The sequence below is a fragment of the Desulfovibrio sp. ZJ746 genome, assembly GCF_011039155.1.
Taxonomy (GTDB): Bacteria; Desulfobacterota; Desulfovibrionia; order Desulfovibrionales; family Desulfovibrionaceae; genus Desulfovibrio.
Genome location: NZ_JAAKEK010000001.1, coordinates 842,622 through 868,871 on the forward strand (window position 1 = coordinate 842,622; position 26,250 = coordinate 868,871).

Consider the following 26,250-nt stretch of genomic DNA (forward strand, 5'->3'; position numbering starts at 1 on the left):
CTGAGTCTTGCTCCTTTCCACATACCAGAGACGGCCCCGCTTGTCATGGAACTTCCGCGGGCACCCCCGCCGGCCCCGGAGGCTTGGATTTTCCGCCGCCATGGACTATCCTCGCCCGAGCCACATCCGCGACACGTTCACAGGAGCCCGCATGGACGCCGCCTTTTTTGACCTTGACGGAACGCTCTTGAACACCCTTGACGATATCGGGAGCGCCTGCAACAGGATGCTCGCGGCCCACGGCTTTCCAGAACATCCCCTCCCCGCCTACGCCACCATGGTGGGCAACGGCTTCACGCGCACGGTGGAGCGCGCGTTGCCGCCCGGTATATTTGCCGGCCTCTCAGCGGAAGGGCTCGAAGCCCTCACCGCCGAGGCCCGCGACCAGTATGCGGCCCACCTCTTCGACCATACGGTGCCCTATGCGGGCATGAGCGAAGCCCTCGCCGTACTGGCAGAGCGTGGTCTCACGCTCGCCGTGCTCTCCAACAAGCCCGATGCCTGGACGGTGGAAATCATCCGCCACTTTTTCCCGGATATCCCCTTCGCGCTCATCCGCGGCGCGCGGGGCGACTACCCCCTCAAGCCGGAGCCGCAGGCGGCGCGCGCCATGCTCGCCAGGCTTGGCCTTGAGCCTGCGCGTTGCGCCTATGTGGGCGACAGCGACGTGGACATGCACACGGCGCGCAATAGCGGCATGCTGCCCGTAGGCGCGGCCTGGGGCTTTCGCGGGCCGGACGAGCTCGTGCGGGCAGGCGCGCGCCTGCTGGCCGCGCAGCCGGCGGAACTTCCCGAACTTCTTTGTTCTCCCATTGCGGAAAAGTGAGGTAATCATGCTTCGGCCCATCATTGAGATCGATGAAGAAAAGTGCAACGGCTGTGGCAAGTGCATCCTCGACTGCGCCGAGGGCGCCCTCGCCATTGTGGACGGCAAGGCGCGCCTCATCAGCGATGTCTACTGCGACGGCCTCGGCGCCTGCCTCAACTGCCCGCAGGGCGCCCTCACCCTCACCATGCGCGAGGCCGCGCCCTTTGACGAGGCGGCCGCCCTTGCCGCCAAGGAAAAGCGGGAAGGGGCCGGCAAGAGCTGTGCCCCGGGCGGCGCCTGCCCCGGGAGCGCCGCGCGCGCACTCAAGCCCCTGGCGCCCCTCGGTGGCGCGCAGGCCGCCCCGGCACGCTCGCCCGAGGCTGGCACGGTCATCGCGCGCCTCCCCGCATGGCCGGTCAAGCTGGCCCTCGTGCCGCCGTCGGCCTCTTTCCTGCGCGGTGCGCGCCTCCTGCTCACGGCCGACTGCGCCGCCCTCTCCCTGCCGGAGCTGCACGCCCATTGGCTCATCGGCCACATCCCCCTGCTCGCCTGCCCCAAGCTGGAAGACCACAACTCCCTCCTCCAGCGGCTCGAGGGCATCCTCAAGGAAGGCGCGCCTTCAGCCATCACCGTGCTGCGCATGAGCGTGCCCTGCTGCGCGCTCGACCGCCTCGCGGAACAGGCCCTCGCCGTCACGGGAAGCAAGGTGCCGCTCAAGGTGTATACGGTCGAGCTGCCCTGAGCTTTCGCCCCGCCCTCACGCCGGGCGCCCCCATCCCCGGGGCGGCCGCATTGACAAATCCTAGCAAAGTGCTATGTTTTCAGCGGCCGGCAGGCGCAGCCCCGGCACTTCCCGGGAGAATGCGATGCCCATCAAGATCCCCGCAGACCTTCCCGCCCGCGCGGCCCTTGCGAGCGAAAACATCTTCGTCATGACGGACGAGCGCGCGAACCAGCAGGACATCCGCCCGCTGGAGATCGCCATCGTCAACCTCATGCCCACCAAGATAGCCACGGAGACGCAGCTTTTACGTCTCTTGGGCAATTCTCCCATCCAGGTCAACATCACCCTGTTGCGCACGGCGGCGCACGAATCCCGCAATACGCCCGTGCAGCACCTGGAGCGCTTCTACAAAACCTTTGCCGAGATCCGCCACAGGAGTTTCGACGGCATGATCATCACCGGCGCGCCAGTGGAGCACCTGCCCTTTGAAGAGGTCGACTACTGGGACGAGCTTGTGGAGATCATGAGCTTCGCCTGCGAGCGCGTGTATTCCACGCTCTATCTCTGCTGGGCGGCGCAGGCGGCGCTGCACCATTTTTACAGGGTGCCCAAGTATGTGCTGCCCGAAAAGGTCTCGGGCATCTTCTGTCATGAGGTGCTCAAGCCCGAGTGCCGGCTCTTCCGGGGCTTTGACGATGAATTTCTGGCCCCGCACTCCCGCCACACGGAAGTGCGCACCGAGGATGTGCTCAAGCACCCCGAGCTGCGCGTGCTGGCGGAATCCGGCGAGGCGGGCCTCGCCGTGGCGGAAAGCCGCGACCAGCGCCAGGTCTTCATGACCGGCCATCTCGAGTATGACCGCGGCACCCTCGACGCCGAATACCGGCGCGACCTCGCCAAGGGCGACGCCCCGTCCATCCCGCGCCACTACTATCCCGGCGACGACCCGGACGTGATGCCCTACATGACCTGGCGGGCGCACGCGCACCTCTTTTACAGCAACTGGCTCAACTACTATGTGTACCAGGAAACGCCCTTCAGCCTGAGCACGCTGGCCCCGCAGGGCGGCCCCGAGGCCTGAGGCCGGGCAGCAGCCAAAGGAGAGCCCCTTTTCATGCGCTTTTCAACCAGAACCCGCTATGGCCTGCGCTTTCTTTTGCGCCTCGCCGCCCAGCCGCCGGGGAGCCTGCTCCAGCTCGGGCAGGTGGCGCGGGAGGAGCGCATTTCGTCCGGCTATCTGGAGCAGATCGTCCGGGCGCTCAAGCCGCTGGGCATCCTCAAGGCCGTGCGCGGCACTGGCGGCGGCTATGCCCTCGCCAAGCCCGCGGCGGACATCAATATGGAAGACGTTTTCCTGCATCTCGAAGGCGAGATCGCGCCCGTGCGCTGCCTCACCACCAACAAGCCCTGCACCCATGAGGGCCAGTGCTCCACGCGGGCCTTCTGGCAGGCGCTGGACCGGCACATGCGCGAATTTTTACGCTCCTGTACCTTGCAGGAAATGAGCGAACAGTGCAAAACTACCCCGGGCGCCGGCGCCGCACCTGAAGAAGCGGCCAAGGGCGGCGCCCTTTCAGGAGGAACCTATGTGGAATTACACTGAAGCCGTCCATGACCACTTCCTGCACCCGCACAACGCGGGCCCGCTTGCCGACGCCAACGCCATCGGCGAAGTGGGCAGCCTTGCCTGCGGCGATGCGCTCAAGCTCTACCTCAAGATCAACGACAAGGGCGTCATCGAGGACGCGGGCTTCGAGACCTTCGGCTGCGCGAGCGCCATCGCCTCAAGCTCCGTCCTGACGGACATGATCAAGGGCATGACCGTCGACGAGGCCCTGAAGCTCACCAACAAGGATATCGCCAACGCGCTGGGCGGCCTGCCGAAGCAGAAGATGCACTGCTCCGTCATGGGGCAGGAGGCGCTGGAAGCCGCCATCCGCCAGTGGAAGGGCGAGCCCGCCGTGCCGCATGCCCATGAGGAGGGCAAGCTCGTCTGCAAGTGCTTCGGCGTGACGGACGCCCAGATCATCCGCGCCATCCGCGAAAACAATCTCAAGACCGTTGAGGAAGTCACGGCCTACACCAAGGCCGGCGGCGCCTGCGGCGAATGCCTGGACGAGATCGCCGAGATCCTCGCGGCCGAGCTCAAGCAGAAGCCCGTGCAGGAGCTCAAGCCCCGGCCGAAGCTCACCAATGTGCAGCGCATGCAGCAGGTGCTCAAGGTCATCGACGAGGAGATCCGGCCCCAGCTCGCGGCCGACGGCGGGGACATCGAGCTCATCGACGTGGACGGAAAGCGCGTGGTCGTGTCCCTGCAGGGGCGCTGCTCGCAGTGCCGCTCGAGCAACGTGACCATCGCCAACCTGGTGCAGCGGCTGCTGCGCGAGCATGTGGAACCCGACATCGTGGTGGAGGAGGCCTAATCCATGGAAGTCGTCTATCTGGACAACAACGCCACCACAGCCGTGGCCCCGCAGGTGCTGGAGGCCATGCTGCCCTATCTGGGCGACCTCTACGGCAATCCCTCGAGCATGCACAGCTTCGGCGGCCAGGTGGCCGAAGCCGTGGACACGGCGCGCGAGCAGCTGGCCGCCCTGCTCGGGGCCGACCCGGACGAGATCATCTTCACGGCCTCCGGCTCCGAGGGCGACAACGCGGCCATCTGGTCGGCGCTGCAGAGCCGCCCCGAGCGGCGGCACATCGTCACCACCCGCGTGGAGCACCCGGCGGTGCTCAGCGTGTGCCGCTACTGGGAGACCCAGGGCTACCGCGTGACCATGCTCGGCGTGGACAACAAGGGGCGCCTCGACCTTGAGGAATACGCCGCCACCCTCGGCGACGACACGGCCATCGTGTCCATCATGTTCGCCAACAACGAGGTCGGCAACATCTATCCCATCCAGCAGCTCGCCGAAATCGCCCGCGACCGCGGCATCCTGTTCCACACGGACGCGGTGCAGGCCGTGGGCAAGATCCCCATCGACCTCAAGCACCTGCCGGTGGACATGCTCTCCCTCTCGGGGCACAAGATCAACGCGCCCAAGGGCATCGGCGCGCTCTATGTGCGCAAGGGCGTGCGCTTTCGCCCGCTGCTGCGCGGCGGCCACCAGGAGCGCGGCCGGCGCGCGGGCACGGAAAACGTGCCCTATATCGTGGGCCTCGGCGTGGCCGCGCAACTCTGCGCGGAATTCATGCAGGCGGAGCGCGTGGACGTGGCGCGCCTGCGCGACAAGCTGGAATACGGCCTCCTGGAACGCATCCCGGAAAGCCGCGTCAACGGCGACATCGAGCACCGGCTGCCCAACACCAGCAACATCTCGTTCAAGAACGTGGAGGGCGAGGCCATCCTGCTCATGCTCGACCGCCTGGGCATCGCCGCGAGCTCCGGGTCGGCCTGCACCTCCGGCAGCCTCGAGCCCTCGCATGTGCTCCGCGCCATGGGCGTGCCCTTCAACTACGCGCACGGCTCCATCCGTCTCTCCCTCTCCCGCTACAATACGGCGGAACAAATCGACTACGTGCTCGACAAGTTCCCCGGCGTCATCGAGACCCTGCGGGCCATTTCGCCCTTCAAGGGCTAGACGGCCGCGAAACTCGCATAAAAAAGCCCCGGTTTGCCCATGCAGGCCGGGGCTTTTCCTGTGCACGACAGTTCGTCACTGTGAGGAGCTTTCCAGAGGAAAATATCACCGGGAATGCGTCATGCCCCAGCTTCGCCGCCGGCGAGGCCACCAAAACCTGCAAATAAAAGCTTCTCGTTTCAACATATTCCGCTAAACCCGCGCCTCGTGATTTTTCCTGTTTGCAAGGCGGAACCTTGGAGCCGGTGCCCCGGCCCCTCCCTCGGGAGGAAGCCCCTGCAAGCAAATTTTCACCAAAAACATTTGACAGGCATTTTTTAATCTGGAACGCTAAACAGGACTGAGGATGTCCCTTGGCAGGTGCGGCGTTTTATTTCTGCTTTTCCTGCTGGTTAAAAGTGTTTCCCCGAGATCTTCCGTGAGCTGCCCACCCGGCAGCCGCGGTTCAATTCAGGATATGAGGCCTATGCGGGCATACGCGGACTGAACCACAGCCATACAGGAGGGAACCCTATGGGACTTGAACCCACGCGTGCGACCCCGATGAAGCAGTTTCTTCCCGTTCTGCTCTGTTTTTTCGCCATGGGCTTTGTGGACTTGGTGGGGATCGCTTCAAACTATGTGCAAAAGGATCTGGCATTGCCTGATTCACAGGCAAACATGTTTCCTTCCCTCGTGTTTTTCTGGTTCCTCATTTTTTCCGTTCCTGTCAGCATGCTCATGAACCGCATCGGGCGGCGGCGCACCGTGCTGGTGAGCCTGGTGATCACCCTGGTTTCCCTGCTCATCCCCCTTTTTGGCAATTCCTTCGCTGTCATGCTGGCGGCGTTCTCCCTGCTGGGCATTGGCAATGCCTTCATGCAGACTTCGCTCAACCCCCTGGTCAGCAATATCGTCAATCCCAAGAAGTTGCCGAGCGCGCTCACCTTCGGCCAGTTCATCAAGGCAATTGCCTCTTTCATGGCGCCCATCCTTGCCATGTGGGGCGCGACTGCCGTTATTCCTTCTTTTGGCCTGGGCTGGCGGGCCCTGTTCCTGATTTATGCCTGTGTTTCGCTCCTTGCCATGCTTTGGCTCGGGGCAACGCCCATTGCGGAGGAAAAGGCAGACAAGGTTTCCGGCTTTCACGAGTGCCTGGTCCTGCTCGGCAAGGGGCTGGTCTTTCTCTCTTTCATCGGTATCATGTGCCATGTGGGCATTGACGTGGGCACCAACACCACAGCGCCCCGCATCCTGATGGAGCGCTGCGGGCTCGCCCTGGAGGAAGCCGGCATCGCCACAAGCGTCTATTTCATCTTCAGGACACTCGGCTGCCTGGTGGGCGCCGGGGCCCTGCAAAAAATGGCGGCCCGGCTCTTCTTCCTTATCAGCGCGGCGCTGCTCGCACTGGGCCTCATCGGGCTCTTTTTTGTGGATGGCCGCATGGCCATCTATATCTGCATCGGCATGATCGGCTTCGGCAACAGCAACATCTTCTCCATCATTCTTGCCCAGACGCTCCTGCGCCTTCCTGACGAGGCCAACGAGGTCTCGGGCCTCATGATCATGGGACTTTTTGGCGGCACGCTTTTCCCGCTGGCCATGGGATTCGCAAGCGACATGCTGGCGAGCCAGACCGGGGCCATCCTCGTTATGGCCGCCGGCGCCGTGTATCTGCTGTGTTATACGATGGTGATCCGCTCACAAAACGTATAAAAAGGGAGATACTGTCATGCAGATGGGCAATGATGACATCGTGGTGGGGATCGGCGAAGCCCTGTGGGATATCCTTCCTGACGGCAAGAAACTTGGCGGCGCGCCTGCCAATTTCGCCTACCACTGCGCCCGTTGCGGCCTGGATTCCTGGGCTGTCAGCGCCATCGGCGAGGACAAGCTTGGCGAGGAGGTCGCCGAGCAGCTGAGTGAAAAGAAGGTCAACTATATCATGGAGATGGTCCCCTATCCCACCGGCACCGTGCAGGTGGAGCTGTCACCGACGGGTGTGCCCACCTATGATATCAAGTCGGGCGTGGCCTGGGACAACCTGCCTTTCACTCCCCGTATTGAGGAGCTCGCCCGCAAGACCCGCGCGGTCAGCTTCGGCTCACTGGCGCAGCGGAGCGTCGTGACCCGCAATACCATCGACGCCTTTCTGGACGCCATGCCACAGGATACTGACCGCTTCATCGTCTTCGATGTGAACCTGCGCCAGAATTTTTACACGCCGGAATGCCTTGAAAGTTCCATGGAGCGCTGCAACATCCTCAAAATCAATGATGAGGAGCTGATCGCCGTGAGCCGCATGTTCGGCTATCCCGGTATTGACTTGAAAGATAAATGCTGGCTTTTGCTGGGGCGCTATAATCTCAAGGTGCTGGTGCTCACCTGCGGCGTCAATGGCAGTTATGTCTTCACCCCGGGCCACGTGTCCTTCCTGCCGACGCCAAACGTGCAGGTCGCGGACACCATCGGCGCCGGTGATTCCTTTTCCGCCGTCTTTGTCTCGAGCCTGCTCAAAGGCTGCCCTGTCACCCGGGCACACCACAATGCGGTATATTACTCGGCCTTTGTCTGCACCCAGCATGGCGCCATGCCGGAATATCCCGAAAGCCTGAAGGAGCAGGTCTCCATACTCCCCTGAACTGGGAGGGCGCTTCGGGGAAAGGACACGGAAGCCGCTGACGGCCCGGTTCCGTCTGTTCACACAAAAAAAGCTCCTGGTGACAGGAGCTTTTTTATGCAAAAAATCAAGAAGTCCAAGGCCTTTGCGACAACCTTGGACTTCCTTGACAACATATTGGTAGCAAGGGAGGGATTTGAACCCCCGACACTGCGGGTATGAACCGCATGCTCTGACCAACTGAGCTACCTTGCCACGAGCGCTCAATACGCAACGCATTCTCTACGCGAGTTAGGCGCCCTTGGCAAGCGATTTTTGTGAGTTGCGCGCGGCCGGGGCGCCGTGGTCAGCGGACCATGAAGTAATATACGAAGGGCGCCAGTGCCAGCCGGTAGATGGCGAACGGCACGAGGGTCATCTTGCCCACCAGGGCCACGAATGCCTTGACCGCGAGGAGCGCGGACACAAAGGCGCCCACCATGCCCACGGCGAAAAAGGGGATATCCGCCGTCGTGAACAGGGAAAAGTTCTTGAGCAGGTCATAGCCTGTCGCCGCCATCATGATGGGCACGGCGGCGATGAAGGAATACTCCGCCGCCAGCGCGCGCCGGGCGCCCAGGATCATGCCGCCCATGATGGTCGCCGCCGAGCGCGAAAAGCCGGGCCACAGGGCGAGGCACTGAAAGCAGCCGATGCCGAGCGCCATGCGCGGAGTGAGCTCGTCCAGGCTCACGCAGGTGGGCCTTTCATGGCGCCGTTCCACAAGGATCATGCAGAGGGCGCCCACCACAAGGGCCGCAAGCACGGTTGACGGCCGGAACAGGTAATGCTTGATGAAGGAATGGAGCAGGAGGCCGGCCACGCAGGCGGGAAGCGAGGTGAGAAAAAGCAGCCACAGGCCGCGCGGCCCGGCGAAGCGCACATAGGGTTGCGGCCGCACGAGGCCCACAAAGCGCTTCCAGTAGAGGACGACCACGGCCATGATGGCGCCGAGCTGGATGACCACCTCGAACGTCGCCGCCTTTTCTCCCGTGAAATGAAGCAGGTCGCCCACGAGGATGAGGTGCCCCGAGGAGGAGACGGGAAGAAACTCGGTGAGCCCTTCCACAATGCTCAAGATGAGTGAGGTCAGCAGATCGTCCATAACATCCCGGCCTCGAGGGGCGAATCCGGCGTATGCCTTGCCAGCCGCATGGCACGCGCCTATGGTTTACAAAAAGGGGCTGCCATGCCGACCATCATCCATCACAGTGAACTGGTGCGCCGCGCCCTCGTCTATCTGGATGAGGAGCGGAACCGCTGCCCGCAAAAACAGGTGGAAGTCTTGCTGGACGAGGCAGGCATGCGCTTCAACCTCTCCCCGGCGGAAGCGCTCGACCTGGCACGCATCTTCCGCGCGGCTTCCTGCGGCGCCGGGCCGGACGATCGCGCGTAGCAGCCCACATCGCAGGACAAGGCCCCGGTCCCTCCTGACAGGGGTGGCTGCTCTAGGCGATGGGACTCCCGGCCGGAACGGCCTCGCAAGGCGTCAAGAGGCGGCAGCAGTCGCCCTCGCCCGCTGTCAGCACCATGCCGCAGGACATGAGGCCGCGAATCTTTCGCGGCGCAAGGTTGAGAACCGCGCATACCTGACGCCCGATAAGCGCTTCCGGCGCATAATGTTCCGCAATGCCGGAGAGTATCTGGCGCGGCTCGCCTTCGCCAAAATCGATGAGCAGGCTCAGGAGCCTGTCCGCCTGGGGGTGCCGCTCGGCGCTGACCACCGTCCCCACACGCAGCTCGAGGCTCTTGAAGGTGTCGAAGCTGATTTCAGGCAATGCGCCCTCTGCTGCGACCGCCGCCTTCTTTTTTTCATCATTTACTTGAACTTTTTTCGCTTTCTCCTGCAATCCTGCCTTCTTGGCTGCCTGCCCGTCCGCAAGGGCAGCACTGTCTATCCGTGGGAAAAGGTTGGACGCCGGCGCAGCTTTGGCGCCCACCCTCAGCCCTGAGAGGCTGGCCGTTTCCGCCGCGAGATCCCGCGTGGGCGGCGTGCCCTCGGGAACTTCCTCGCCCAGCTGCCCGAGCATGGCGCCCGCGGCCTTGGGCATGACGGGCCAGAGGCAGAGCGCCACCTTGCGCATGCAGGCGAGCAGGATATGGAGCACGCTCGAAAGCCGCTCCCTCTGCCCTTCCTTGGCGAGGGTCCACGGCGCCTGGCTGTCCACATACTTGTTGAGCGCGCGCACCAGCTCCCACAGGGCTTCAAGGGCCTGCGCGAAGCGCACGTTGCGGAAGAGCTGGAGATAATTTTCCATGGCCGAGGCGCAGAGCTCCTCGATGGCGCGGTCCGCGTCGGTATGCACGGTGCCCGCGGGGATGCGGCTTTGGCAGTACTTGGCGGTCATGGAAAGGACACGGCTGAAGAGGTTGCCGAGGTCATTGGCGAGATCCGCATTGATGCGCCCCACCAGCGCCTCCTCACTGAAGCTGGCGTCAGAGCCGAAATGCATCTCGCGCAGGAGAAAATATCTGAAGGCGTCGAGCCCGTAGCGCTCGCCCATGTCGAGCGGGTCCACCACATTACCGAGCGATTTCGACATCTTGGTGTCGCGCACGAGCCAATAGCCATGCACATTGAGGTGCCGGTAAAGCGGCAGCCCGGCTGCCTTGAGCATGGTGGGCCAGAAAACGGCGTGCGGCTTCAGGATGTCCTTGGCCACGAGATGCTCCCCGGGCCAGTAACGGGCATACTCCGCCCCGCCGGGCCAGCCGAGGGCGCTGATGTAGTTGATGAGCGCGTCGAACCAGACATAGCAGACATAGTCGTGGTCAAAGGGCAGCTCAATGCCCCAGGTGAGGCGCGTCTTGGGGCGCGAGATGCAGAGGTCCTCCAGCGCGCCGGACTCGAGCATGGCGAGCACTTCGCCGCGGTAGCGCTCGGGCCGGATGAAGTCCGGGTTGGCGAGGATATATTCCCGCAGCCAGGGCAGGTACTTGGACATGCGGAAAAAATAGTTCTTTTCGCTGATGAATTCCGGCTTGGTGAGGTGCTGCGGGCAGAGGCCGTTTTCCAGCTCCTTTTCCGTATAGAAGCGCTCGCAGCCGTAGCAGTAATGCCCCCCGAACTCACCAAAATAGATGTCGCCCGCGTCATAGACCTTTTGCAAAAAGTCCTGCACGGCTGCCTTGTGCTGCTCGTCCGTGGTGCGCACAAAGCGGTCATTGTCAATGCCAAGGCGCGGCCAGAGCGCGCGGAAGCGGCCGCTGATCTCGTCCACGAACTGCCGCGGCGTCAGGCCGCGCTTTTCCGCGGCCTGCACGATCTTGTCGCCATGCTCGTCCGTGCCGGTGAGGAAGAGCGTATCCTCGCCGAGGCAACGGTGGAAACGCGCCATGGCGTCCGCCACTATGGTCGTATACGCATGCCCGAGATGGGGATTGGCGTTGACATAATAAATGGGCGTGGTGATGTAGAAGGTCTTCACGTGGGCTCCATCATGCTTTGCTGGCCGGTTCGCGGCCAGACACACCGGGCCGGAGGTCTTTTCGCCCGTGGGGGCCCTTTCCCGCGCCATGCGGGCGCCCGCCATCGGCGGGATGCGCGGGGTGGTGCCTGCGGGCGCGCCGTTGCGAGGGATGCTCATGGGCAATGGTGTCCGGCGCCTTGGCCACCTCTTGCCGCGGCGGGCCTGCGGCGTCCGCCGCATCCTCTGCGGGAGCGCGTTCCGATCCAGGGTCCGTTCCCCGGGCCAGTTGCGGGCTCTCACGCCCCGGCCTTTCGCCCTGCCGCCGGGGCTCCGGGGCCGGCGCAGGCCCAACGTCGGGGCGCCGCGGGTCGAGCTCCTGCCATTCTTCAAGTGTCAGTTCAACTTCTTCGTTCTCTTCGGTGAGCACGGAGAGCGAATTGCGGAACATATTGGCCCGCAAAACCTTGAGCAGGCCCCGCGAGGTGAGGTACTTCTTGCCCGGGCGCGGAGAATTGCGGTGGAAGCGCTCATAATTCTCCTGCTCGTAGGAGAGGCAGCAGAGGAGCCGTCCGCAGATGCCGGAAATCTTGGCGGGGTTGAGGAACAGGTTTTGCTCCTTGGCCATGCGGATGGTCACGGGCGCGAACTTGCGCAGGTAGCGCCGGCAGCAGCAGACCATGCCGCAATTGCCCACGGCGCCGAGCATCTGCGTCTCGTGGCGCACGCCGATCTGCCGAAGCTCGATGCGCGCCCGGTATTCACGCACGAGGTCCTTGACGAGCTCGCGGAAGTCGATGCGCACCGGCGCTGTGAAGTAGAAGATGAACTTGCTGCGGTCGAAAAAAATCTCCACATCCACGAGCTTCATGTCCAGACGGCGCTCGCGGATACGCTCCTTGCAAAAGCGCATGGCCTCCCGGGCGAGGGCCTCGTTGCGGCGGCCGGTTTCCTTGTCCTCGGCATTGGCCATGCGCAGGATGACGGGCAGGTCCGCCTCGGAGGAACCGGGCAGGGACGCGATGGGCCCGGAGACGACCTCACCGAGGGCCGAGCCCTGGTCGGCCTCGACAAGCACCTTGTCGCCGGGCTTGCAGTCATCCGGCGCGGAATAGTACTCCGTCTGGCCGAGCGCGTGGTAGCGGATACCGAATATGGACATGTCAGGACGTGGCTAGAGCAGTTGCGGGTGCCGGCAGCCCACGGGACGCCGATGGATGGCTATGTTTCGGCCATAATGCGCCGCCTGTCAACACCGGGGCCTGCGCCACACTTGTCAACGGCGGGGCGGTGCCGTAAACTGCCCCATTCAAGCGAGGGCAGCATGATCCAAAGAAGTGAAGCTCTGGAACTTTTGGCGCAGCAGGGGCTCAGCCCGGCCCTGCTCCAGCATTCGCTCGCCTCGGAAGCGGTGCTCCGCGCGCTGGCGCGCCATTTCGGCGAGGACGAAGAGCTGTGGGGCATCACCGGCCTGCTCCACGATGTGGATTATCCCGCGACGGCCGGGCAGCCGGAGCGGCACGGCCTTGACGGCGCCGAGCTGCTGGCCGGCAAGCTCCCGGAGCCGTGCCTTGCCGCCATCCGCGCCCATAATGGCGAAATGACGGGCTGCGCGCCCGCAAGCCGCCTCGACTACGCCCTGCGCTGCGGCGAGACCGTCACGGGCCTCATCAGCGCGGCGGCGCGCATGCGCCCCACGGGCCTCGAGGGCATGGAGCCCAAGAGCATCAAGAAAAAGATGAAGGACAAGGCCTTCGCCGCCTCGGTCAACCGGGACAATATCCGGCAGTGCGCCGATGCCGGCCTCGGGCTCGACGCCTTCCTGGCGCTCGCCATTGCCGCCATGGCCGCGCAGGCGCCCGAAGGGGCGACGGACTAGGAGATTATCCGGCCGCGCCGCTCGAGGGGCTGCGCCCGGTTTGGCACACTCCTCAAGGGATGGGCGCTTGCTGGCGCCGGGCACTAAACCTTAAAGTTTTACTTCAAAAAAACTCAGCGTCAGGATGTGCGAGGAACACCATGGAAAAATGCGCGCTGGACACGGCCATTTCCACCCTGGGCCCCTGCAAGCTGGAATCGCATCTTCCCTACCGCACCTGGGCCGACAACAAAAAGATCCAGGTGGTCATTGACGGCGAGCTGGGCGACGAATCCACCGAGCCCTGCCGCGCGTCCTTCGAGGCAGCGGGCCCGAGGCAGAAACTCTATTTCGACTCTTCGCGCGCCAAGTGCGCCATCGTCACCTGCGGCGGTCTCTGCCCGGGCATCAACGATGTCATCCGTGCCATCGTCATGGAGGCGCACCACGCCTACCATGTGCCTTCCATCCTTGGCATCCGCTACGGGCTCGAGGGCTTCATCCCCAAGTACGGCCACGCGCCCATGGAGCTCACGCCCTCCCGCGTTGCCGACATCCACCTCTTCGGCGGCACCATCCTCGGCTCCTCTCGCGGCCCCCAGCCCGCGGACCAGATCGTGGACACCCTTGAGCGCAGCAATGTCAACGCCCTCTTCGTCATCGGCGGCGACGGCACCATGAAGGCTGCCATGGCCATCAGCGCCGAAGTGCGCCAGCGTGGGCTCAAGATCTCGGTCATCGGCATTCCCAAGACCATTGACAACGATATCAACTACATCCCCCAGTCCTTCGGTTTCGAGACGGCGGTGTGCAAGGCCACGGAAGCCATCGAGTGCGCCCATACGGAAGCCTGCGGCACGCCCAACGGCATCGGCCTCGTCAAGCTCATGGGGCGCGAGTCCGGCTTCATCGCCGCGCAGGCCACACTGGCCCTCAAGGAAGTGAACTTCGTGCTCATCCCCGAGGCGCCCTTCTCCCTCGAGGGGCCCGGCGGCCTGCTCCCCGCCGTGGAAGAGCGCCTGCGCGACCGCGGGCACTGCGTCATCGTCACCGCCGAAGGCGCGGGGCAGCACCTGCTCGCGCACCATACGGAAACCGATGCCTCCGGCAACCGGGTGCTCGGCAATGTGGCCGACCTCTTGAAAATGGAGATCTCGCGCTACCTGAAGGAGCACAAGCTGCCCCATTCCATCAAGTATATCGACCCGAGCTACATCATCCGCTCGGTGCCCGCGCAGGCCGCCGACAAGGTCTATTGCGGCTTCCTCGGGCAATATGCCGTTCATGCCGCCATGGCCGGACGCACGGACATGGTGGTCGCCAAGATCCAGGAGCGGTATGTGCACCTGCCGCTCCAACTGGTGACCCGCACCCGTCGCCGGCTCAACATCTATTCCGACCTCTGGCGGGCCGTGCTGGAATCCACTGGCCAGGGCATGCTCAAGGGCATGCTGCCGCCGGCATGAAGAAAGCGGCAGAACCGGGCCTGTGCCGGATACAGGCCTCCGCCGGTTCGGGGAAGACCTGGGAGCTGACGCGGCGTTTTCTTGAGCGGCTTGCCGCCTGCGGGCCCGACGGCGGCCGCGCTTCCGCGTCCTGTGCGCTTGCACCCGAAACGGGCCACAGCTGGCGCGACATCATCGCCGTCACCTTCACCAATGCCGCCGCCGCGGAGATGCGCGAACGCGTGCTCAGGCGCCTCAAGGAAGCGGCGCTCGGCGCGGGCGACGAGGGTGTGCCCTTCGCCCCCGAGGAGGCGCGCCGCTGGGTGGACGCCATCCTGCGCGACATGAGCGCCCTCAATATCCGCACCATCGACAGCCTGCTCCACCTCATCGTCCGCTCTTCGGCCCTCGACCTGGGGCTCGCGCCGGATTTCGAGCCGGTCTTCGCCACAGAAGAAGCGCTCACGCCGTATTATGATCTCGTGCTCGACCGCGCCTCTCGCGACGACCCGGCCATGCGCGGGCTTTTGCGCTCCGCCTGCCGGTCGCTGGCCAACAGCGAGGACAGCAAGGGCTTTCTTGTGGGCGAAAAGCTGCGCCAGCAGCTCCGGCTCGTCATAGACGATGTGTTGCGCGGGCGCCTCGACGGAGTGGCGGCGGAAGATGAAATTAAAGAAAAACTTGAACTTTCTGAAAGCAGCGTCCGCTCCCTCGCGCGCCAACTGCTTGCCGCCGCTGAAGAAATTGGCATCGAATGGAAAAAGGAGCCCTTGCGCATCATTTCGGCCATCGCCGATGGCGACCTCAGCAAATGCGAGCTCAAGACGCCCGTCGCCCCGGAGCCCGAAAAATTTTTCAAGGGCAAGATCCCCGCTGCGATGATTGCGCCGCACGCGCAATTCACACAAGCGGCCCTTGGCTGCCGAGAGGCGCGCGCCGTCCTGCTGCCGGCGCTCAGGCGCGCGCCCTTCGTGCGCCTGGCGCAGACGCTTGTCACGGCCTTCTACCTCAACCGGGAGCAGGAAGGCGGCATACCGGGCATCCTCATCCCCCGCTGGGCCGCCGAATCCCTCTCCGGCGACCATGGCGTTTCTGACGCGCTCTGCAGGCTAGGCTCCCGGCTCACGCATTTTCTGGTGGATGAATTTCAGGACACGAGCCGCGAGCAGTGGGAGACCCTGCGGCCGCTGGTGGCCGACGCCCTCGCCCGCGGCGGCTCGCTGACGTGGGTCGGGGACATCAAGCAATCCATCTACAGCTGGCGCGGCGGCGACCCGACCCTGTTCAACGCGGTGCTGGAAGATACGGAGCTTAGACGCCTCACCGCGTCCGGCACTGAGAGCCTGCCCTATAACCGCCGCAGCCGGGAACAGATAGTCGCCCACAACAACAGCGTTTTTGCCCCCCTGGGAGAGGCGGGCTGCGCGCATGACATCCTGGAACTGCTGCTTCCCAGGCTGGCCACGGCGCAGCTTGACGCTGGCGCCCGCCGCCTGGCCGAAGCCTTTGCCGGGGCGGAACAGCAATGCCCCGCAGGGGCCGGGGGGGGCTTTGTGCATGTGGAGCGCATCGAGGCCGACCACTCGGAAGAGCTCAACGAGGCCGTGCTTTCCCGGTTGTGCGAGCTCCTGAAGGACGACATCCTCCCCCGGCGGCCGCTTTCCGACATCCTTGTGCTCGTGCGCAGCAACGAGAAGGGCCGGCTCGTGGCCGAAGCGCTGGCGCGCGAGGGCATCCCGGTCATCACGGAGAACAGCCTCCTGCTCGCCGAGCATCCGCTCATCACCCAACTGGTCGCCTTCCTCGATTTTCTTGATACTCCAGAGGATGACATCGCCTTCTGGACGGCGCTCACGGGCTCCCTCGTGCTGGGGCACCCTTTGGCCGGCGGCCTCACGGGGGAAGAACTCCATGACTGGTGCGCGCAAAAAGGGCCTGGCCCCCTTTTCCAGCGCTTCCGCCGCCGGTGGCCCCGTATCTGGGAGCAGCTGTTCGCGCCCTTCCATGCGCAATCGGCCCTGCTCACGCCCTATGACGCCACGCGGGAGTGGATGCTGCGCCTTGATGCGGAGGCGCGCTTCCCCGGGGAGCGCACCTTTTTGCGCCGTTTTCTCGAAGTGCTGCAAAACGCGGAGGAAAAGGGCCTGGCTTCGCTCGGCGCCTTCCTCGAGCACTGGCGCAGCCGCGGCGGCGAGGAGAAGGCCCCCATGCCCGGCGGCATGGACGCCGTGCGCGTCATGACCATCCACAAGGCCAAGGGGCTCGCGGCGCCCTGCGTCATGGTGCCGTGGACGAGCTTCGCCGGGCGCCCCTCGGAATATACCGATGTCATCGAGTACGAGGGGCTGAAGCTGGCAGTGCCCGGGGGCACGACCAGCGGGGCGCGTCACGAGGAATATCTCGCGGCCCAGGCCTGCGAAAGCCTGAACCTGCTCTATGTGGCCTTCACCCGCGCCCGGGACGAACTCCATGTTTTCCGCACGAGCACGCCGGGCCTTGAAAGGATCTCCAGGCTCGGGAGCGCGCTGGACGCGCTTTGGGCCCGGGCCGGGCTCGAGCCGCCCTTCGACCTCGGCGAGCCGGGCTTTTCCATGGTGGAGGAGCGGGAAGCGGTGGGCGCCGAACCTCTTTCTGGTGCCTGTGAGGCGCCCCTGTTTCCGCCGGCGCCCCCCGTGAGCGAGGCGGACGAAGCCGGCGAAAACTGGCGCCCCATGCAGTGGCTGCCGCGGCTGAAGATCTTTCGCAATCCGCTCTTCCCCGAGGTCTTCCGGGCAGAAGACCGGGGCACCCTGCTCCACCTCTGCCTTGAACGGCTCACCTGTTCCGGTGAGCCCCGGCAGGCTGCCGAGGCCGCGGTCACTGCAGCCTTGGCGGCCAGTGAAGCGCCGGTGCCGCGGGATGCCGCCTTCAGGGCCGGTCTTGTGGACGCGCTCGCGTGGTTCGCGGCCGAGCCCCGGGCAGCTGGCTGGCTCGCGCACGGGCGCCCGGAGCAGCCGCTGATGACGACTGACGGCCGGCTCTTGCGGGTGGACCTTCTCGTGCGCGAAGCGTGGGGGACGCTCGTCATTGATTACAAGAGTGGGCAGCCGGCCCCGGAGCACGCGCGCCAGGTGCGCAGCTATGTGGAAAACCTGGCCGCGGAACCGGGCAGCGGCGTGACCCTCGGTCTGCTCGTCTACCTTGACCTTCAGCGCTTCCAGCTCGTGACGGCGGAGACGCTCTCGGATCTCGTGCCCGAGTGCGGGAGCCTGCTGCCGCCGGGAGGGGCCGGCGCCCCACCCACCAGCCCGGAGGGGCGCCCATGAGCGCCCAGCCCTTTCTCATCTTCCCGTGGCAGCGGCCCTTCCTGCCCGACCTTGTGGACACGGTGGAAAGGCTCTCCCAAGGCAACCCGGGGAGCGCCCTCATCGTGGTGCCGCACCAGCGGCCGTGGCGCTATATCGTGCGCATCTTTCAGGAACGCGGCTACGCCGGGCTCCTCCCCAAGACCGTCTCGTTCAGCGAGCTCGTGGCACTGTGGCGGGCGCGCGGGCAGGGCGCTGCGAAAATGGCCGCCAACCCGCTGGACCAGGGGGCATTGCTCCACCAATGCGTGCGCGGCCTCGCGCGGGAAGATGCCGCACTTGAAGCGCGCTTTGCGGAGATGGACATGGCCCGCTTTCTCCCCTGGGGGCTGCGCCTCGCGTCCCTGCTGGAAGAACTCTTCATCCAGGGCGTGGAGCCTGCCGACCTCGCCCACCTTGAAGACGAGGTGACGCCGCCGGCCGCTGCCCTGCTTGGCGCCCTCGGTCGCATCAGCCGGGCCTGGCGCGCGGCCCTCGAGGGACGCGGCTGGACGACCCCGGGCCTCGAGCAGTTTCTGGCGTCCCAAGCCGCGGCGGACATCCCGCCGCTTCTCCGGCCAGCGGGAGAGCGCCCCGTGTTCATCGCCGGCTTCTCCGTGCTGAGCGGCACGGAAGAGACGCTGCTCCGCGCCCTGTGGCGCGCCGGGGCCCATGTCTGCCTGCATACTGACCCGAACCTGCTTGATGGCGCCCCGCATTGGGCCTGCGCGGAGCAGGCAGCGTGGCTGCGCCGCTGGCAGGCGCGGGCCGAGCCCGCGGTGCCTCTGGCCGAAGCGGAGGCGAGCCACGAGCCGCGCCGGGAATTCTTCGCCGGCTATGATCTCCATTCCCAGCTGGAGGCCCTTGCCCATGACCTCCTCCATGCGCGGGACAGCTCCACGGCGGTGGTGCTCACGGACAGCGCCCTGTTGCTGCCCGTGCTCCATCACCTGCCGGAAAAGGATGTCAATGTTTCCATGGGCTATCCGCTGGCGCGCTCGCCACTTTTCCGCCTGCTGGACGCCCTCTTCACGCTGGAGGAAGGCCGCGCCGAAGACGGCCGCTGCTACTGGCGCTCGCTCCTGCATGTGCTCAGGCATCCGTATCTCAACATGCTCGAGACCCGCGCCAAGGACGGTGAGGTCTTTGCCCTGCGCGAAGCCCTGCGTCGCATGGAGGCGCTCGTCCGCACCGGGAGCCGCTATGTGGACCTTCCCGCCACCCTCGAGGCATGCCGGCAGCAGCTGCCCGGGCCCCTGGCGGGGCTGCTCACGGAGTGCCTTGAAACCACTGTCGGGGCCCTCCATGTGGCCGACACCACCGCCGGCCTTGCGGCGTGGCTTGGGGGCATCCATGGGTTCCTGCTCGCGCATGGCGGCGATGTGTGGCGGCGCTTTCCGCTGGACGCCGAGGCGCTGTTCCGGCTCATGCGCCATGTGGCGCCCCAGCTCGCGCGCAATGCCCTCGCCGGCGAGGTCTTTCCGCCGGCCCTGCTCTACGGCATTGCCCGGCAATTGCTGGAGCGCGAGCGTATCCCATTTGAGGCCGACCCGCTGGTGGGCGTGCAGGTGCTCGGCATGCTCGAGACGCGCCTTTTGCATTTCGATCGCGTTTTTGTGGTGGACGCCACGGATGATGTGCTGCCCGGCAATCCCGCGCAGGACCCGCTCCTTCCTGATTCCCTGCGCGCCGTGCTCGGCCTGCCGGACGCGCATCGCCGCGAGCGCGTTGCGGCCTATACGCTGCACCGCCTCTGCGCCAGCGCCCGCGAGGCCCATTTTTACTGGCAGGAGGGCGTGAGCCATTCCGCGCTTTTTGACGGCAAGAAGCTGCGCAGCCGCTTTGTGGAGGGTTTTCTCTGGCAGGCGGAGCAGGAGCGCGGCGCCCTGCTCACGCCCGGCACGGCGCCCCTGCGCACTGCCGCCTGCGAGATACGGCAAAGCCCGGCAGAGCCGGTCTCCCTCGCGCGGACACCTCACCTCGATGCGGCCATGAAGGCCTTTTTGCATGGGCCGCTCTCGGCGAGCCGGCTTGATGCCTATCTCGACTGCCCCCTGCGCTTCGTGTGGGGGACACTTTGCCGCCTCAAGCCCCGGCTGGAGGTGAACGAGGGGGACGATCCCGCGGCCGTGGGCACCTGCCTGCACGCGGCCCTGCGCGCCCTGTATGCGCCGTGGCTCGGCAAGACGGTCAGGAAGGGCGACATTACCGAGCCGCAGGCGCTTGCCTGTTTTCAGGAGGCCATGGCCGCGACGGACCTGCGCCGGCTGCTCCCGGCCGACGCGTGCCTCATGCTCGAGGCCTCCGTGCCCGTGCGCATGCGAAAATTTTTGGAGCACCAGCCCGGGGAGACACAGATTGTCGCCCTGGAGCGGCGCATCGACGCCGACCTCTCCCTCGCGGGGCGCCCCTATGCCTTTACCGGCATCATCGACCGCCTCGACCGCCGCGACGGCCTCCTCCATGTGCTCGATTACAAGACCGGCGGCATCAAGCGGCACGCCCCCGGCCTCTGGACAGACAGCCCCTTCTTCGCCCGGGCGGCGGAGCTTTGCGCGATGGTGGACAGCGCGGGCGGAGAGCCCGACGCGGAGACCATGGCCGGACTGGACGGCGCTTTTGAAGCGCTGCGCGAACGACTGCCGAGCATGCAGCTCCCGGCCTATGTGGCCCTGCTGGAGGCCCGCGAGGGCGACGCCGTGGGCGATGCGGCCCTCGTGGAGCTGCGCTTTCAAGGGAAGGAACATTCCCTCTTCGGCCCCCTGCTGGACGACGAGCTCGCCTGCGCGCGCGCCGACTGCAAGCTCGCGCTGGCGCTCCTGCTCAGGCACATGGAGTACGCGCCGCGCTTCGATGCGCGCCCGGATGCGCACTGCACCTGGTGCCCCTATGCGCCGCTCTGCGCTTCCTGACGCCCATGGCCCCTTTTGCAAGGCCAAAGACTTGGCAGACCGTGCCAAGGCTGGTACACAGTTCCATTCCCGAAGGTAACAGCGGCACCAGCCGGCGCCCCACTCGAGTTTGCCGTCCATTGCGCCGGCTCCGGCGCATTTTGCCGCCCCCCTTCTGCTTCCCAAGGAATGCCCATGACCTTTCCGCTGCCGCGCCTTCTCTATCTGCTGGCCGCGCTGGCCCTCTACCTGCTGCTGTGGCCCAACCCCATCACCATCTTCATGGCGGCCTGCCTTTCGTGCCTGACAGTGCCCCTTTACCGGCGCCTCAGGCAAGGCACCGGCCTGTGGCGCATGCACCTTGAGCATGGCATGCCGGATTCGCGCTGGCGCCGGTTCCTGCTGGCGCTTTCGAGCTTTGTGCCCTTGGGCGGCTATGTGGCCGTCATCCTCTCCGCGCTCATCGCGCCCATCGCGGTGCTCGCGCTGCTCGTGTCGCCACAGGCTGTGGCCGGGCTCGCGCGCCTGCGGGAGCTTCAGGCCAACAATTTCCAGCTGCCGCCCCACTGGCTGGAATATATCCACGCCGTGCGCCGCAGCCTCGCGGAATATCCGAGCATCGAAAAGGCGCTCAATGACGTGGTGGACAACCTCGACACCATGTTCAGCGATGCGGTGGGCATGCTCGTGAGCCGGAGCTTCGGCTTTCTCGGGGGTACCATGACCGTGTTGTGGACGGCCTTCCTCTTCCTCACGCTGACGGTGCTATTCACCGTGTATTCGCGCCGCATCCGCAAGGTGACGTGCCGCATCTTCCACATCCCCCAGGAGCTGCTCGGCCGCTTCATCACGGCCATCCACCGCGCCCTCAAGGCCATCATGCTCGGCATCGTGCTCGTGGCGCTGGCGCAGGGCGCCCTCTGCGGGGTCGGCTTCGCCGTGGCCGGCGTCAACCAGCCCGCGTTCTGGGGCATGCTGGCGACGCTCGTGGCGCCCATCCCCATGGTGGGCACGGCGCTGGTGTGGGGGCCGCTCTGCATTTCGCTGTGGTTCAGCGGCAAGTCCATGGCGGCCGTGGGCCTTGCGCTCTGGGGCATTCTGGCGGTGGCGGGGGTGGACAATGTGCTCAGGCCCTTCTTTCTGCGCCAGGGCATCAACGCGCCCTTCCTCGTGCTCATCCTCGCCATCCTCTGCGGTCTCTCCGCCTTCGGGGCCGTGGGCCTCATCGCCGGGCCCGTGCTCCTGGCCTTTGCCATGCAGTCGGTGGAAGAAGCCAACCGCTATTACCGGCCCTAGCCCGAGGCATCATGCGACGGTATCCTGCCCGCCTTTCCGCCACCTGCCTCCTCTGGCTCCTGCCGCTTCTCGGCATCCTGCTGCTCCCTGCCGCGGGGCTCGCCGCGGGCGTGCCCGCGCGCTCGGCCATCCTCGTCAACATGGATACCGGCCGCGTGCTCTATGAAAAAAACGCCGACAGCCCCATACCGCCGGCGTCGCTCACCAAGATCATGACCATGTATCTCGCGCTCGACGCCGTGAAGGCGCGCCGGCTGCGGCTGGACACCAAGGTGCGCGTGCCGGCGGCGGCCGCCTCGGTCGGCGGCTCCTCCATGCACCTTCAGGCCGGGGACACTGTGCCCCTCGTGCGCCTTCTGGCCGGCATGGCGGTGGTTTCGGGCAATGACGCGGCCATGGCCGTGGCCGCCCGCGTTGGCGGCGACACGCGCGCCTTCGTGCGCCAGATGAACGGGCGGGCGCGCAACCTCGGCCTCAGCCGCACCACCTTTAAAAATCCCACCGGCCTCCCCGCCGCCGGCCAAAAGACCAGCGCGCGCGACATGATGCGGCTCTGCCTGGCCTACCTCAAGGCGCATCCCTCGGCCATGCGCTTTCACGGCATGCGCAATTTCCTGCACCGGGGGCTCCCCCTGCGCAACACCAATGCCCTGCTCGGCACCATGAACGGCGTCAACGGGCTCAAGACCGGCTGGACGGTGGCCTCGGGCTACAATCTCGTGGTCACGGCACAACGCGGCAAGACACGGCTGCTCGCCGTGGTGCTCGGCGCGGGCAACAAGGAACAGCGGGACGCCGCCGCGCGCCGGATGCTTGAGGCCGGCTTCAGCGCGCCCCGTGACCCCCAAAAAGTGGCGGCCACCCTCGCGGGCACGCGCCTCGCCTCTGCCGCTCCCGCGGGACGCGCGAAAGGCCGCGCGCCGCGCAAGGGCACCTTGACCTCGGCCCGCTGACCCCGTATGCTTTGTGGAAGGCTTGCGCCCGTACCGTCAACACCGCCGGAGGCTTTCGCATGTTCAGCATCGGCCCCAACCAGATCCTGCTCATCCTGCTCATCGTGCTCCTGATTTTCGGCGCCAAGAAGCTGCCCGAAATCGGGGGCGGACTTGGCCGGGCCATCAGGAATTTCCGCCGCGCCTCGTCCGAGCCCGATGAGATCGACATCACCGCGCAGGAAAAGAAAAGCCCCGCGGGCCACGACGACAGTCACAAGGCCTGAACCCGCCAGCCCCAAAAGGACGCGCCATGAAGGCCGAGCAACTGTCTGTTTTTCTTGAGAACCGCGCCGGGCGCCTCGCCGAGGTGATCCATACCCTGGCCGAGGCCGGCATCAACATCCGGGCGCTGTCGCTGGCCGATACCTCGGATTTCGGCATCCTGCGGATGATTGTCTGCGACCATGAAAAAGCCAAGGAAGTGCTCAAGGAAAAAGGCTTCACGCTGGGGCGCACAAGCGTTGTGGCCGTGGAGGTGCCGGACGAGCCCGGCGGCCTCGACAGCGTGCTCCAGCTTGTCTCGAGCAATGGTATCAATGTGGAGTACATGTATGCCTTCATCCAGCGGGAGCACGGCCGGGCGGTCATGATCTTCCGCTTCGACAAGGTGGACGAGGCGGTGGAGCTTTTGAGCAGCCGCAAGTTCGCCATCATTCCGGCCGCCCAGCTCTGCCGTTTCTGAAAGACCTCCGTCACGCGCGCCCCAATCCGGGGAACAGATATCACCAATGGGTGTTTTGCTGTCATAAAGAGCAAATCACCCTTTTTTACTGGTGCGCCAAGTGCGTGAACAGCCTTTGCCCGGTGCTCTTCTCGCAGGAACCCTCCAAGGCTCGCCAAAGCCGGTGTGGCAAACGCCCGCTCAGGTGGCGGCGTTTTCCTGCTTTGCCGCCAAAAGAGCGTCCACAACTTCGGGTATCGGCGCCTCGATATTGACGGTGCGGGCCTGAATGGGCAATCGCGGGGGCGCCGGTTCCGTATTCATGCGCACCAGCAGGGCCTGCGGATCGGCCAGGGTCAGCTCTTCAAAGGGGAAGCGGATGATGGTCGGCGTATTGAAGCCCACACCCATTTCCAGAAGGACGATGTCCCCACTGCCATAGGCCTGCAAAAACCCTGCATAGCGCTGCGCCGCCCGGTGCCAGGCTGCATCCTCGATAAAGTACCTGTCCACCGGCAGGTGCATCTCCATTTTTCCGCCGCAGACGGGGCAGCGCGGGACGCAGCCCGGCGGGATGGTCAGGTCATGCGTGGCCGCCAGGATTTTTTGCGACGCTTCGACGTTGGAGTAGACCTTTTGATGGCAGCCCCGGGCGCACTGCATCTCCCGGTAATCCCCCTGCACCGCGAAGAGGCGGTCCATGGCAAAGCCGGCCTTCTCGAACTGGGCGTCCACATTGGTGGTGATGACGAAATACTCCTTGTCTTCCACAAGCCGGAGCAGCCGGCGATAGAGCGGCATGGCGGGTCGCCCGAGCGCCGTATATTCGATATACCTCGCCCAGTAGGCCCAGCGCTCTTCTTCCGTGGGGAAGGGATAAAAGCCCGAAGAATACAGGTCGCTGAAGCCGTACTTCGCGATATAGTCCGCAAAGGCGCGCCGGAACTCCTCCCCGGAATAGTCGATGCCCGCGGCCGCGGAGAGGCCCGCGCCCCCGCCGATGAGCAGGGCCGGCGCCTTGGCAAGCGCGGCTGAGACCCTTTGGAGCGCGTCCATTCAATACCCCAGCAATTTTCTGTACAGGTGTTCGTCCTTGTCGGTGAAGACATCAAAAATCACGGTGGCGAACGGCGCCGTGCCCAGGGCCTCGAGCACCGTTTCCACCGCGATGCGGGCCGCCAGCGCATTCGGGAAATGGAAAACGCCCGTGGAGATGCAACAGAAGACCAGCGACTCAAGGCCATATTGCCGGGCAAGGTCGAGGCACGCCGTATAACAGGCGGCGAGCTCGCGGCATTGCCGCGGCGTGGGCGCGTCTCCTTCCACAATGGGGCCGACGGTGTGGATGACTCATCGGGCCGGCAAGTTGTAGGCCGGAGTGATCTTCGCGCTCCCCACCGGCTCCTCGTGCCCCTGGGCATGCATGAGCTTTCTGCACTCCGCGCGCAACTGGAGGCCGGCGCGGGAGTGGATGATATTGTCGATGCAGTTGTGCAGGGGGTGGAAGCAGCCCAGAAGCTGGTTGTTGGCCGCATTCACGATGGCGTCCGCCGCAAGGCGGGTGATGTCGCCCCGCCACAGGCGCAGATGGGGAAACTTGGGCGAGGGCGCGACCTGCGAGACCTCCACGACGCCCCGGCAGCGCTTCTGGGCGGCCAGTTCCTCATCCTGCAACGCAAAAAACTCCGCCGGCAGCCCCTCCCCCGCATGCAGGTTCATAAGGGCGCGCAGCAGCGTTTGCTTGCCGGCCACATCCGGCGGCGGCGCCACGCGGCCGTCCAAAAGCCCGATGAGCCTGTCCAGCCTCGCGGCCTGTTCCTCGTGCGTACTTGGCATGGTGCGGAGAGTTTTGCAGGGCTTCTCACGGCAAGGCGCCAGGGAAAGCCCCTTTTGTGCGGCTAGTAGCCGATGGTGAAGCGCTCCTTGTGATGGGCGCCCTTTTCCAGTTCATCCACCATCGCCTTGGCGTAATCTTCCACAGAAATACAGCTGTTGCCCTGCGCGTCAACGATGAGGTCGTCCTTGCCGAGCCGGTACTTGCCGGTACGGACGCCGGGCGTCCGATCCGCATTGCCGAGCACGCCGGCCGGGGAGAAAAACACCCAGTCGATGCCGTCCTCCTGCATGAGCGTGCCGAGATAGAACTCGGCCAGCGAACGTACGCCGGGCAGGATGGCTTCCGGCACCTTGCCGGTGTCCATCAGCCGCAGGCCCGGGGCCACGAAGAGCGAGCCCGCGCCGCCCACGATGAGGAGCCGGCGCACATGCGCGGCCTTGGCCGCCTCAAGGATCTTTTTAGAGTTTTTGAGCGTGTCTTCATAAATATCGGGGTTGGCCCAGCCGGGATTATACGCGCTGATCACCAGGGGCAGCCCTGGAGCGCGGCGGCAAGCGCCTGTTCATTGCTGACATCCACTTTTTCAACGCTCAGCGCGGGATTTTCAAGAGTGATGTTTTGCGGATGGCGCACCAGCGCCTTCACGTGCCAGCCCCGCTCGAGGAGTTCGTTCAAGATCGCGCGTCCCACATAGCCGCTTGCCCCGATGAGCACAACCTGCTTGTCCATGCCAGCCTCCTTTGGACGAAAAGTTCTTCTTCGAGCACTACAGCGGCCCGAAAGAAA

23 protein-coding genes, 1 tRNA gene and 1 pseudogene are annotated in these 26,250 nt (G+C 65.2%); 17 read left to right on the forward strand and 8 right to left on the reverse strand.

Annotated elements, in window-relative coordinates:
- The first annotated feature begins 151 nt into the window (after positions 1 to 151).
- The 8 genes from G7Y54_RS03785 (at position 152) to G7Y54_RS03820 (ending at position 7,733) form a co-directional block, all read left to right on the forward strand.
- The gene (locus tag G7Y54_RS03785) at positions 152 to 826 is read left to right on the forward strand and encodes an HAD family hydrolase (RefSeq protein ID WP_165077462.1); all 675 of its coding nucleotides are present in this window, start codon (positions 152 to 154) and stop codon (positions 824 to 826) included.
- 7 nt (positions 827 to 833) lie between these two features.
- Positions 834 to 1,550, forward strand: a complete 717-nt coding sequence (locus tag G7Y54_RS03790; RefSeq protein ID WP_165077465.1) for a ferredoxin — start codon at positions 834 to 836, stop codon at positions 1,548 to 1,550.
- A gap of 124 nt (positions 1,551 to 1,674) precedes the next feature.
- Entirely contained in the window at positions 1,675 to 2,613 is a 939-nt protein-coding gene (gene metA, locus G7Y54_RS03795; protein ID WP_165077475.1) for a homoserine O-succinyltransferase, read from the forward strand.
- Between the two features lie 33 nt (positions 2,614 to 2,646).
- Entirely contained in the window at positions 2,647 to 3,135 is a 489-nt protein-coding gene (locus G7Y54_RS03800) for an Rrf2 family transcriptional regulator (protein WP_165077477.1), read from the forward strand.
- Entirely contained in the window at positions 3,119 to 3,955 is an 837-nt protein-coding gene (gene nifU / locus G7Y54_RS03805; RefSeq protein ID WP_165077479.1) for a Fe-S cluster assembly protein NifU, read from the forward strand. The genes G7Y54_RS03800 and nifU overlap by 17 nt, the downstream gene beginning before the upstream one ends.
- A 3-nt stretch (positions 3,956 to 3,958) precedes the next feature.
- Positions 3,959 to 5,113: a cysteine desulfurase NifS gene (gene nifS / locus G7Y54_RS03810; RefSeq protein WP_165077481.1), complete on the forward strand. Its 1,155-nt coding sequence runs from the start codon at positions 3,959 to 3,961 to the stop codon at positions 5,111 to 5,113.
- Between the two features lie 543 nt (positions 5,114 to 5,656).
- Positions 5,657 to 6,808, forward strand: a complete 1,152-nt coding sequence (locus tag G7Y54_RS03815) for an MFS transporter (RefSeq protein ID WP_165077484.1) — start codon at positions 5,657 to 5,659, stop codon at positions 6,806 to 6,808.
- Between the two features lie 16 nt (positions 6,809 to 6,824).
- Complete coding sequence (locus G7Y54_RS03820; protein ID WP_206214886.1) at positions 6,825 to 7,733, forward strand: carbohydrate kinase; 909 nt, start codon at positions 6,825 to 6,827, stop codon at positions 7,731 to 7,733.
- A 157-nt stretch (positions 7,734 to 7,890) separates the two neighbouring features.
- On the opposite strand, the gene G7Y54_RS03825 is transcribed toward G7Y54_RS03820, so the two are convergent.
- Positions 7,891 to 7,967 (reverse strand) — tRNA-Met (locus G7Y54_RS03825).
- Between the two features lie 91 nt (positions 7,968 to 8,058).
- Entirely contained in the window at positions 8,059 to 8,856 is a 798-nt protein-coding gene (locus tag G7Y54_RS03830) for an undecaprenyl-diphosphate phosphatase (protein ID WP_165077486.1), read from the reverse strand.
- An 84-nt stretch (positions 8,857 to 8,940) separates the two neighbouring features.
- Between G7Y54_RS03830 and G7Y54_RS03835 the strand changes: the two genes are divergently transcribed.
- Positions 8,941 to 9,147, forward strand: a complete 207-nt coding sequence (locus G7Y54_RS03835) for a hypothetical protein (RefSeq protein ID WP_165077488.1) — start codon at positions 8,941 to 8,943, stop codon at positions 9,145 to 9,147.
- Positions 9,148 to 9,199: 52 nt separating this feature from the next.
- Here G7Y54_RS03835 and metG read toward each other — a convergent pair whose 3' ends face one another.
- Both metG and ricT read right to left on the reverse strand, forming a co-directional pair.
- On the reverse strand, positions 9,200 to 11,179 hold the full coding sequence (gene metG, locus G7Y54_RS03840) for a methionine--tRNA ligase (RefSeq protein ID WP_165077490.1): 1,980 nt from the start codon (positions 11,177 to 11,179) through the stop codon (positions 9,200 to 9,202).
- A gap of 10 nt (positions 11,180 to 11,189) precedes the next feature.
- A complete protein-coding gene (gene ricT / locus G7Y54_RS03845; protein WP_165077492.1) occupies positions 11,190 to 12,320 on the reverse strand; it encodes a regulatory iron-sulfur-containing complex subunit RicT in 1,131 nt (376 codons plus the stop codon).
- Between the two features lie 162 nt (positions 12,321 to 12,482).
- Between ricT and G7Y54_RS03850 the strand changes: the two genes are divergently transcribed.
- The 8 genes from G7Y54_RS03850 (at position 12,483) to G7Y54_RS03885 (ending at position 23,648) form a co-directional block, all read left to right on the forward strand.
- Positions 12,483 to 13,037, forward strand: coding sequence for an HD domain-containing protein (locus tag G7Y54_RS03850; RefSeq protein WP_165077494.1), 555 nt, complete (start codon positions 12,483 to 12,485; stop codon positions 13,035 to 13,037).
- Positions 13,038 to 13,177: 140 nt separating this feature from the next.
- On the forward strand, positions 13,178 to 14,482 hold the full coding sequence (locus G7Y54_RS03855; RefSeq protein ID WP_165077497.1) for an ATP-dependent 6-phosphofructokinase: 1,305 nt from the start codon (positions 13,178 to 13,180) through the stop codon (positions 14,480 to 14,482).
- Positions 14,479 to 17,766, forward strand: a complete 3,288-nt coding sequence (locus tag G7Y54_RS03860; protein WP_165077499.1) for a UvrD-helicase domain-containing protein — start codon at positions 14,479 to 14,481, stop codon at positions 17,764 to 17,766. Before G7Y54_RS03855 ends, G7Y54_RS03860 begins: the two co-directional genes overlap by 4 nt.
- A complete protein-coding gene (locus tag G7Y54_RS03865; protein ID WP_165077501.1) occupies positions 17,763 to 20,696 on the forward strand; it encodes a PD-(D/E)XK nuclease family protein in 2,934 nt (977 codons plus the stop codon). Before G7Y54_RS03860 ends, G7Y54_RS03865 begins: the two co-directional genes overlap by 4 nt.
- A gap of 174 nt (positions 20,697 to 20,870) precedes the next feature.
- Positions 20,871 to 21,971: an AI-2E family transporter gene (locus G7Y54_RS03870; protein ID WP_165077503.1), complete on the forward strand. Its 1,101-nt coding sequence runs from the start codon at positions 20,871 to 20,873 to the stop codon at positions 21,969 to 21,971.
- Positions 21,972 to 21,982: 11 nt separating this feature from the next.
- Positions 21,983 to 22,924, forward strand: a complete 942-nt coding sequence (locus tag G7Y54_RS03875) for a D-alanyl-D-alanine carboxypeptidase family protein (RefSeq protein WP_241159349.1) — start codon at positions 21,983 to 21,985, stop codon at positions 22,922 to 22,924.
- A 59-nt stretch (positions 22,925 to 22,983) separates the two neighbouring features.
- Positions 22,984 to 23,190 carry a twin-arginine translocase TatA/TatE family subunit gene (locus G7Y54_RS03880; RefSeq protein ID WP_165077507.1) on the forward strand — a complete coding sequence of 69 codons (207 nt, stop codon included), beginning with the start codon at positions 22,984 to 22,986 and terminating at the stop codon, positions 23,188 to 23,190.
- Between the two features lie 26 nt (positions 23,191 to 23,216).
- Entirely contained in the window at positions 23,217 to 23,648 is a 432-nt protein-coding gene (locus G7Y54_RS03885) for an ACT domain-containing protein (protein ID WP_165077511.1), read from the forward strand.
- 180 nt (positions 23,649 to 23,828) lie between these two features.
- Here the strand turns inward: G7Y54_RS03885 and G7Y54_RS03890 are convergent, their stop codons facing one another.
- The 4 genes and pseudogenes from G7Y54_RS03890 to G7Y54_RS12725 form a co-directional block, all read right to left on the reverse strand.
- On the reverse strand, positions 23,829 to 24,683 hold the full coding sequence (locus G7Y54_RS03890) for a Sir2 family NAD-dependent protein deacetylase (protein WP_165077514.1): 855 nt from the start codon (positions 24,681 to 24,683) through the stop codon (positions 23,829 to 23,831).
- Positions 24,684 to 25,463: pseudogene (locus G7Y54_RS12550) on the reverse strand (protein-ADP-ribose hydrolase).
- A 62-nt stretch (positions 25,464 to 25,525) separates the two neighbouring features.
- A complete protein-coding gene (locus G7Y54_RS03900; protein ID WP_206214889.1) occupies positions 25,526 to 25,990 on the reverse strand; it encodes an NAD(P)H-binding protein in 465 nt (154 codons plus the stop codon).
- Positions 25,987 to 26,193: an NAD(P)H-binding protein gene (locus G7Y54_RS12725; RefSeq protein WP_206214890.1), complete on the reverse strand. Its 207-nt coding sequence runs from the start codon at positions 26,191 to 26,193 to the stop codon at positions 25,987 to 25,989. Before G7Y54_RS12725 ends, G7Y54_RS03900 begins: the two co-directional genes overlap by 4 nt.
- Positions 26,194 to 26,250: the final 57 nt, after the last annotated feature.

Excerpts from the sequence above, each read along its gene's own strand:
- G7Y54_RS03885 (WP_165077511.1), top strand. The coding sequence starts at position 23,217 with ATGAAGGCCGAGCAACTGTCTGTTTTTCTTGAGAACCGCGCCGGGCGC.
- G7Y54_RS03890 (WP_165077514.1), bottom strand. The coding sequence starts at position 24,683 with ATGGACGCGCTCCAAAGGGTCTCAGCCGCGCTTGCCAAGGCGCCGGCC.
- G7Y54_RS03875 (WP_241159349.1), top strand. The coding sequence starts at position 21,983 with ATGCGACGGTATCCTGCCCGCCTTTCCGCCACCTGCCTCCTCTGGCTC.
- G7Y54_RS03850 (WP_165077494.1), top strand. The coding sequence starts at position 12,483 with ATGATCCAAAGAAGTGAAGCTCTGGAACTTTTGGCGCAGCAGGGGCTC.
- G7Y54_RS03820 (WP_206214886.1), top strand. The coding sequence starts at position 6,825 with ATGCAGATGGGCAATGATGACATCGTGGTGGGGATCGGCGAAGCCCTG.
- G7Y54_RS03870 (WP_165077503.1), top strand. The coding sequence starts at position 20,871 with ATGACCTTTCCGCTGCCGCGCCTTCTCTATCTGCTGGCCGCGCTGGCC.
- G7Y54_RS03800 (WP_165077477.1), top strand. The coding sequence starts at position 2,647 with ATGCGCTTTTCAACCAGAACCCGCTATGGCCTGCGCTTTCTTTTGCGC.
- nifU (WP_165077479.1), top strand. The coding sequence starts at position 3,119 with ATGTGGAATTACACTGAAGCCGTCCATGACCACTTCCTGCACCCGCAC.
- G7Y54_RS03855 (WP_165077497.1), top strand. The coding sequence starts at position 13,178 with ATGGAAAAATGCGCGCTGGACACGGCCATTTCCACCCTGGGCCCCTGC.
- ricT (WP_165077492.1), bottom strand. The coding sequence starts at position 12,320 with ATGTCCATATTCGGTATCCGCTACCACGCGCTCGGCCAGACGGAGTAC.
- G7Y54_RS03860 (WP_165077499.1), top strand. The coding sequence starts at position 14,479 with ATGAAGAAAGCGGCAGAACCGGGCCTGTGCCGGATACAGGCCTCCGCC.
- metA (WP_165077475.1), top strand. The coding sequence starts at position 1,675 with ATGCCCATCAAGATCCCCGCAGACCTTCCCGCCCGCGCGGCCCTTGCG.
- G7Y54_RS12725 (WP_206214890.1), bottom strand. The coding sequence starts at position 26,193 with ATGGACAAGCAGGTTGTGCTCATCGGGGCAAGCGGCTATGTGGGACGC.
- G7Y54_RS03865 (WP_165077501.1), top strand. The coding sequence starts at position 17,763 with ATGAGCGCCCAGCCCTTTCTCATCTTCCCGTGGCAGCGGCCCTTCCTG.
- G7Y54_RS03835 (WP_165077488.1), top strand. The coding sequence starts at position 8,941 with ATGCCGACCATCATCCATCACAGTGAACTGGTGCGCCGCGCCCTCGTC.
- G7Y54_RS03790 (WP_165077465.1), top strand. The coding sequence starts at position 834 with ATGCTTCGGCCCATCATTGAGATCGATGAAGAAAAGTGCAACGGCTGT.
- G7Y54_RS03830 (WP_165077486.1), bottom strand. The coding sequence starts at position 8,856 with ATGGACGATCTGCTGACCTCACTCATCTTGAGCATTGTGGAAGGGCTC.
- G7Y54_RS03785 (WP_165077462.1), top strand. The coding sequence starts at position 152 with ATGGACGCCGCCTTTTTTGACCTTGACGGAACGCTCTTGAACACCCTT.
- G7Y54_RS03815 (WP_165077484.1), top strand. The coding sequence starts at position 5,657 with ATGAAGCAGTTTCTTCCCGTTCTGCTCTGTTTTTTCGCCATGGGCTTT.
- G7Y54_RS03880 (WP_165077507.1), top strand. The coding sequence starts at position 22,984 with ATGTTCAGCATCGGCCCCAACCAGATCCTGCTCATCCTGCTCATCGTG.
- nifS (WP_165077481.1), top strand. The coding sequence starts at position 3,959 with ATGGAAGTCGTCTATCTGGACAACAACGCCACCACAGCCGTGGCCCCG.